Genomic DNA, 7,523 nt, shown 5'->3' on the forward strand with positions numbered 1-7,523 from the left:
TGGTCTCCACATCAGCTGTAGGCCGAGCATCTGTGCCCGCAGAGAACTCCGCAGGCACCGCGATCGCGGACATCACCTGAACCGGCAGCGTGGAGGACAACGGTGTCTCCAGTTCAGACAAACCCACCACTGTTCCCGGCGTGGTCACCATGCCCAGGGTGGTTACACCAGGCGCTGTGCTCTCACCTGGTGTAGTGACCGCGGAGGATGGTGTGTTCGACGTTCCAATGGGCGCGGCCGTGTAGGCGGGTGGGGCGGAGTTCGGTGTGGAGGGACTCGCGGTGCCATCGTGCTGACCGGGCCGGGAATTGCCGTTGACGCCGGGAGTTCCGTCGGTACCGTGATTCTGGTTCCCGCCGCTAGGGGAAGTGTTGTTCACTGTGGCAGGGAAAGCGTGTGTGTCAGGTGTAGCGGATCGGTTCTTCTCGTTCCACTCAGCTGGCTCGTCGGATCCGGGCCGTCTGGTCGGCCCTTCTGGCCCCTTTGACCTGTCCTGCCCGGTGGTGTGGAGACCGCCGCCAGTGTTCGCACCACCACGCCAGTCCGTGGTGTCCTGGAGGTTGTAGACCCCGTCCGGCGGAACCGCAGGCCTCGCGGCCGCAACGACCGGACCGCCGACAGAAGGAACGCTGACATCAGCGCCGGGTTTGGGGCCGTTGACCTTGGGTCCGTTTACTTTCGCGTCGATCTTGTCGCCCAGATCGTCCGCTTTCTTGTGCGCCGCCCCCTGGAACGCACCACCGACACCACCGGTCCACAGATCGTCGAAGCTCCCACCCAGGATCCCCGCCGCACCCGCACCCACCACCATGTCGGTGATGCCCTCCGTCGCCCCCGCGAACCACGTCCTGTCCACCACCTTCGGCGCCCACTTCGCCGCCGCCAGATACGCACCACCCATCAACGCACCCGCCGCCGCACCCGCCGTGAGCTCGATCAGCGTGCTCTCCATGTTCCACTCATGCCGGTTGCCTTCGGCGATCTGCATGATCTGCGCCACCGCCCCCTGCACAACCTCCTGCACCCCCTCCTCCAACGCCTGCGCCAGCAACCGCGCCACCCAATGCAACCGCTCCACGATCTCCTCGACCGATTTCCGCGCCGCCGTCACCAACAACGGCACATACCCCGCCGTGAACGGACTCGCCAACGCCCACAGAATCTGCGCACCGAACACCGAAATCTCGATCACCATCGAGTAGATGCCCTGCTCCACGTTCAACGCCAGATCCAGCAACACCTGCGACTGCGCCCGCGCCAGCCCCGACAACGCCGGCACCACCCCCGCCAGCTCCTCCATCTCCACCCGCAGCACCCGGCCGACCTTCCCCCCGACCGACCGCTCCACCGACCCGGCCAGCTCGCGCAACCGAGCCGCCTTCTCCTCCAGCGACATCCCACCCGACACCCACTCCGCCGCCAGAGCACGCGTCGCCGCCACATCCACCCGCGCCGCCTTCTGACCCCCGACCAGAATCCACAACCAATCCAGCTCAGGCGGAAACACGACATTCACCACAAACCCCCGACAGAGAGGACCGCGAAGCGGGAAGCGACAGAGAATTTCAGCTGGGCTGGACGTGCGGAATCGACTTCGAAAGACGTCCCGGTGAACGACGGCACGGCAGACCCGCCGATCTCGGGGAGACCGGCCACACGCCAGTACAACCCGCCGACCTCTCCCCGATCAACGAGATCGACGGGCTGGAGGCCGTAGGGGAAACCGGAATTGCCCTCGCGGCATCGTCGCAGGCTCGAAACGCTCGGAGCCGTCCAAAATCGTCAGGACGGCGATCGCCACGCCAACACCGGCGGAACTCCCCGCTCCGCCAGTGCGTGCAGTTTCAGCGCGAGGGTATCCGCGCGAGCTCGGCCTCGGCACCAGCGCGCATCTCCGGCAGCGACAGTTCGTCGAACATCGCCAGCGCCTGACCGAGCAGAACCTCCGCCGCCGAGAACTCGCCGACGTCGATGCGGCAGCGCCCTTCCCTCATCATGGCTCTGGACGCGATGAACATGCTGCTCACCTCTGCGTGAATGCGGAGAGCCTCGGAGAACATCGGAATCGCCTTCTCACACTGCCGCAGAGCGTGCAGACAGTCCGCTGTTCCCTCCAAAAGCAGGGCCATCAACCGTTGACGAGCCAAAGTCGACTCACCGGCACGCGTGCGGCTCAAGGCCTCGTCGAGCACGGCGTTCAGGACAGCGAACGCTTGCTCCGGTTGCCCGTCTGAGAGCAGCAAGCCCCCGAAGCGGAAGCGCACCGGTGTCTGCACGGTCCAGAAGTCGAACTGCGGCGAGAGCTCCACTGCTTCCCGCGCGTGCCGCAATGCTTCCACCCGGTCCCCGGAGTGGTACTCGTGCCGGGCGGCGTATGCCAGCGCCCACGTCTGTTCCAGAGGATCGCCGGCCTCCACCGCACAGTGCCAGGCGAGCAGGTGCTGCTCCAGCGCGCCGTCGCCGTGGCCCGCGACACCCAGCGCCCACCCGAAGAAATTGCGTTGCTGAGCCTCGGCGGCCACGTCACCCAGCGCTCGCGCGGCGTCCACGCCGAAGCCGAAGATCTCCGTCCACTCGGGGAGGTCCCAGCGGTCGTCGGAGTACCAGTGCATCGACAGGGAGAGTTCCAGCACCTCGTGGTGCCAGCCGGCTCGAGCGATCTCCCTGGTCGCCGCCATCCAGTTGGCCTGTTCCTGATCGAGCCAGGCACGCGCTTCCTCGATCGAGTCGAAGATGTCGCTCGACAGCTGTCCCGGTGAGAACACGGATCCGGCGGCGCGCGCCATGCCCACCAGGTGTTCCAGCACAGCCTCGGTCGCGCGGACCCGTTCCTGCTCCTCGTCCTCCGCCTCCCACCTCTCCCGCGCGAAGAGGCCGAGCAGGTCGTGGAAGCGGAACCGGCCGGCCTGCGCCCCCGCCAGCAGCATGCTCGCGTCCACCAGCTCCTCGAGCAGCACGAGTGTCCGCGCTTCCGTCAGTTCCGCCGCGACCTGCACCACCTCGACGCCGAAGTCCATGCTCGGCACAGCCGCGAGGCGACGGAACAGGGCACGCCCCTCCGGGGACAACATGCGGTAGGAGACCTCGAAAGCGGAGCGCACCTGCAGGTCGCCCGCCGACAACGAGGTGAGCCGGGTGCTCTCGTCGCGCAACTGGTCGACCAGGTGGGCCACCGACCAGTGGGGCCTGCTCGCCAGTCTGTTGCCCGCGATCCGCAGCGCGAGCGGCAGGTTGCCGCACAGGCTGATCAGGTCGCGCGCCTCGCCGGTCTCCGCCCGCACTCGTTCCTCGCCGACGATCGCGCCGAGCAAAGCCTCCGAGTCCGCGATGCCGAACGGCTCGAGGTGCATCCACCGCACCCCTTCCAGTCCCACGAGGGTGCGACGGCAGGTCACCAGGGTCCGGCAGCCGGGAGCGGTGGCGAGCAGAGGACGGATCTGCGCCTCCGATGCTGCGTTGTCCAGCAGCACAAGCACTCGCCGCTTCGCGAGTAGTGCACGGTAACGGTGGGACTGCTCGGCCTCGATCGCGGGCATGTCCTTCGACGACACCCCCAGAGCTGACAGGAGGCGTTCGAGAACGGCTCGAACCGGCAGCGGTTGTTCATCCACACCACGCAGGTCGATGCTCAGACACCCGTCGGGGAACTCGTCGCGCAGTTGACGGGCCGCGAAAGCCGCCAGCACGGTTTTCCCCACACCGGGCTGTCCGACGATCGCCACAGTCTGGTTGGCGTGGAGCAACAACCGCAGCTTCGAGAGTTCTTCCGCGCGGCCGACCCGGTCGGTCGGCAGCGGCGGCAGTGCGGCCAACCCGGCTCCCGCCACAGCAGGACGCCGTTTACGCCCCTGCTCGGCCACCAGGAGGAACTCGGCACGATCGCCCTCGTCCAACTCGAGCGCGTCCGCCAGCACCTCCGCCGACCGCCGCTGCGCCGCACGCGCCCTTCCCTGCTCGAGTTCCCTCAACGCCCGGACGCTGATGCCGGAGAGCTGCGCGAGCCCGTCCTGGCTCAATCCTGCGTCGCGCCTATACCCCAAGAGCAACTCCCCGAAGGGCGAACGGCCGTTCTTGTCTCGCACAGGACAACCTTAGTCGCGCATGCAGTTTCACCGCACTTCTCGCCCAACGGTCAGAACACGCCTTTCACCACGTCCGAGCACATGACGGGGTGCGAACACACAAAAACAACGGTTGACAATGGAAGTCGGACGCATCGGCACACGTCATCGGAATCTGTCCGTTTCACTCCAACGACGACGTGCTCACCGCCGCTGAACTGCCCGAACGCACACGAAAGCCGGATCAGAAGGACCTGTCCAGCGAGCTCGGCCACGAGGTTCGATGGGACGGCACCGAGGACTCGACAACGGCGTGGATCCTCATCCCGGCGAAGACAAGAGGTATGAGCACATGCGAGCAGAACTGCCATCCCGCGGCCGCCTGCTGCTGACCGGCGCGGTGGCTCTCGCACTCGCCCTGGCACCGCTGTCACCGGCCGTCGCCGATGCGGACACGTCTCAGGCGCGGACCGACGCGAACATCACTGTTCAACGCACCCCGGCCCCGCCGGCCCCCAGCTCTACTGGCGGCGGATCGCGGGCAGCCGGCGCGACTGTCATCTGCGCCAGCGCGCACATGCAGAACATCGGATGGCAGGCGGCCTCCTGTTCCGGCAACGGGTCCCCCGCGATCGTCGGGGCACCAGGACAGGGCCTCCGCATGGAAGCGCTCTCGCTCTCGGTCGTCGGAAGCAACTTCTGCGCCACCGCCTACCGCGAGCACTGGGGCTGGGACGCCGACTGGACCTGTGCCGCCGACTACGAGGCACTGGTGGTCGGCAGCACCGGCCAGGGCCTGCGCCTGGAGGCGGTCGGCTACGGCGTCAAGACGGGGAGGATCTGCGGCAACGCCTACGTCCAGGACGTCGGCTGGCAGGGCTGGTACTGCGGCGACAACGGCGAGACGAACTTCGCCGGAACCACCGGGCAGGGCAAGCGAATCGAAGGGCTGGCGTTTTTCGTCGAGTAGACGGCGAACCTTCGGACCGGGTCGTCCACAAGAACCATTACGTGACAATGGAGTCCCCCAGCGCATGACGCTGGGGGACTCCGTTCCAGTTGGTGTCAGCGTGCGCTGTCGGCGGACGCCGACCCGAACCGCGTCAGTACGGCAACTTGCCGTACGAGAAGGAGTCGAAGCTCCCCCACGTCGGTACGTACGTGCTGCCGTAGGCGAAGGTGTAGTCCACGAAAGTGTTGACGTAGTTGAAGTTGGACAACCGCTCCCGCTTCAAGGAGAAGGCGCTTCCGGTCTCAGCCGAGACAGTTGTGCACTGGCCGGGGAACATCCCGTAGGTGGACCACCCGGCCAGGAATTCGGCCCGGACGATGTAGTCGGACCCGTAGTTGCACAGCTGGAACTCCTCGACTCCGGCCTGGGCGGTGCCCGCGTTCGCGGCGACACCCAGGACGCCGATAGCGGTGGCCGCGATCACGGCGGCGAGCTTCCTCAGGATGGACAACACATCTCCCTCACGTCAGTCGGCGTTGATTGCCTTCACTTCCCAACCGACGACTATGCGGGCTGCGCACCGGCCCTACCAGGAACATCGCAGCGAGATGCGCGTTCGCGCACAGATCTTGTGCTTTTCACACGGCGAGCGTCAGTACCGTCCAGTCACACCGAGCCAACCGCGCACGCCTTCGACGAGCCGGCGGGTTCCGTCGGAGTACCAGGAGAAGCCGGGATGCACGCCGGCGAACTCGTGCCGCAGCTCGTCGCAGGACGCCTCGATCTCGTCCAGATCCTCCCGTGCTCTGGTCACCGCTTCGCGTCTGCTGATGCCGTGTTCTTCGCGGAGCACCGCCACCAGGTTGAAGGCAAGGCCTTGCCGCTCTTCGCGTTCCAGCGAGCACAGGTCGTTGAGGAGTGCCGAAGCGTCGGCGGTGAGGGCGCGAACCCGTTGCAGCAGAGGGTCGTTCACGATGTACTCCGGAAGCTCGATCCCGTGGACCGGTTCCAGCATGTTCATGAACGGGTAGAGGCAGCTCGCGTGCCGCCGCAACCGGACGGCCTCCGCGAGGTGCGGCAGCCTGCCGGCTTCCCGGTGCTCCGCCTCGGTCACGAAGGTGCCCAGGCAGTCTTCCCACTCGACGGCCGCGCGTTTCTGCCAGAGATCCGTGGTGACGGCACGTTGACGCAGCCAGAGGTCCTGCCAAGCACCCACCATCCCGTTGCCGGGGTGAGGCGCGGCATTCGGCGCCCGCAAGATCGAACACAGGTCGCTCACAGTGCGCTTGGCCGCCGCGGCGCTCCGTCCGGCCGGGCCGTCGAAGTGGTCGTCGACGACGGTGTACCAGCCGAGGACGTCGATCAGCAGTGCGTGGTGCTCGGCGGACGCCTCCGGGTAGGCCGCCGAAATCAGGAAAGGCAGGTCGAAATCCTGGTACCCGCTGATCTCCTCGGCTTCGAGCAGCTCGTGGTGCAGGAGCCACGCGAGGTGCCGGTCGCCGGCCCTGTCCGCGGTCATCGCATCTCCTCGATCTCCTGTGCAGGGATGGGTCCGGTGTCCTCGTGCTCCGTGGCGAGCGGAGTGAGCCCTCTTGTCCGCCCGCTCTCGACTTCGGCGGCGACCGCATCGGGGCACCGTCGTTTCCGGGCGGTCGAGTCGGCTACGCCAGCACCAGCGTCAATGCGGCGATCCCGCTCAGGATCGAGGACTGCGACCGGGGTGGTGACGCGTCGAGCAGCCGCGTGTTCGGGAAACCCGTGGCCAGTGCGGTCAGGGCCGTCTCGGCCTGCAGGAGGGCCAGCTGCTGACCTGGACAGTGGTGAGGACCGTGGCCGAACGCGACGTGGTGACGGACTTTCCGGTGCAGATCGAACTCGGCGGCGTCGTCCGTCGTGCCCGGGGCACGTCCGGCGGCACTGAGTGAGATCATCAGGATCTGGCCCGCCGGCACGGTCGTTCCCCCGAACTCCACGGCCTCGAGGGTGACGCGGTGGGTCGCGTTCCGGACGGGCGGGTCGTAGCGCAGTGTCTCGTCCAGGGCGGCGCGCGCGAGCGTCGGGTCGGCCACCAGAGCGCGCCAGCGTCCGGGTCGCACCAGCAGCGCATACATCGTGTTAGCGATGAGGCCCGAGGTCGTCTCGTGCCCGCTCACCACCAACAGGAACAGCTGCGCCATAAGTTCGTCGGCCGTGAGCGCGTCACCGTCGACGGAGGCGTGGACCAGTCCGGAGAGCAGGCCGTCGTCCGGCTTCGCACGAACTCGGGCGATCTGCCGGTCGAGGTAGTCGGCCAGTGCGTCGGAGCTGGGAACCGTGCGATCCCGGTCGTCGAGCACGAGCGCGGTGGTCCACTCGTGGATCTTGTCGCGATCTTCCAGGGGAAGGCCGAGAAGCTCGCAGAGCACCGTGATCGGCAACCTGAACGTGAACGTTGCGACCAGGTCGACCGGTACATCGGTGGGGACGGCCGCCAGCAGTCGCGCGGTCAGCTCGCGCACCCGCGGCCGCAG

General features: G+C 67.2%; 6 protein-coding genes. 1 reads left to right on the top strand and 5 read right to left on the bottom strand.

Annotation, left to right across the window (positions count from 1 at the left end; translation table 11 throughout):
* A partial coding sequence (locus VF330_RS21935; RefSeq protein WP_330853512.1) for a hypothetical protein occupies positions 1 to 1,507 on the bottom strand: 1,507 nt, incomplete at its 3' end.
* A 337-nt stretch (positions 1,508 to 1,844) separates the two neighbouring features.
* The gene (locus VF330_RS21940) at positions 1,845 to 4,082 is read right to left on the bottom strand and encodes an ATP-binding protein (protein ID WP_330853513.1); all 2,238 of its coding nucleotides are present in this window, start codon (positions 4,080 to 4,082) and stop codon (positions 1,845 to 1,847) included.
* A 331-nt stretch (positions 4,083 to 4,413) separates the two neighbouring features.
* Here VF330_RS21940 and VF330_RS21945 point away from each other — a divergent pair, with 331 nt between their 5' ends.
* A complete protein-coding gene (locus tag VF330_RS21945; RefSeq protein WP_330853514.1) occupies positions 4,414 to 5,031 on the top strand; it encodes a hypothetical protein in 618 nt (205 codons plus the stop codon).
* 133 nt (positions 5,032 to 5,164) lie between these two features.
* Here the strand turns inward: VF330_RS21945 and VF330_RS21950 are convergent, their stop codons facing one another.
* The 3 genes from VF330_RS21950 to VF330_RS21960 all read right to left on the bottom strand — a co-directional run.
* On the bottom strand, positions 5,165 to 5,524 hold the full coding sequence (locus tag VF330_RS21950) for a hypothetical protein (RefSeq protein ID WP_330853515.1): 360 nt from the start codon (positions 5,522 to 5,524) through the stop codon (positions 5,165 to 5,167).
* 141 nt (positions 5,525 to 5,665) lie between these two features.
* Positions 5,666 to 6,532 (bottom strand): terpene synthase family protein, encoded by an 867-nt coding sequence (locus VF330_RS21955; protein ID WP_330853516.1) that lies wholly within the window; start codon positions 6,530 to 6,532, stop codon positions 5,666 to 5,668.
* Positions 6,533 to 6,674: 142 nt separating this feature from the next.
* A partial coding sequence (locus VF330_RS21960) for a cytochrome P450 (protein WP_330853517.1) occupies positions 6,675 to 7,523 on the bottom strand: 849 nt, incomplete at its 5' end.

It is taken from the genome of Lentzea sp. (assembly GCF_036380075.1).
Classification (GTDB): domain Bacteria; phylum Actinomycetota; class Actinomycetes; order Mycobacteriales; family Pseudonocardiaceae; genus Lentzea.

Bases quoted from the DNA above. Each gene is read 5' to 3' on its own strand.
- VF330_RS21955 (WP_330853516.1), bottom strand. From the start codon at position 6,532: ATGACCGCGGACAGGGCCGGCGACCGGCACCTCGCGTGGCTCCTGCAC.
- VF330_RS21945 (WP_330853514.1), top strand. From the start codon at position 4,414: ATGCGAGCAGAACTGCCATCCCGCGGCCGCCTGCTGCTGACCGGCGCG.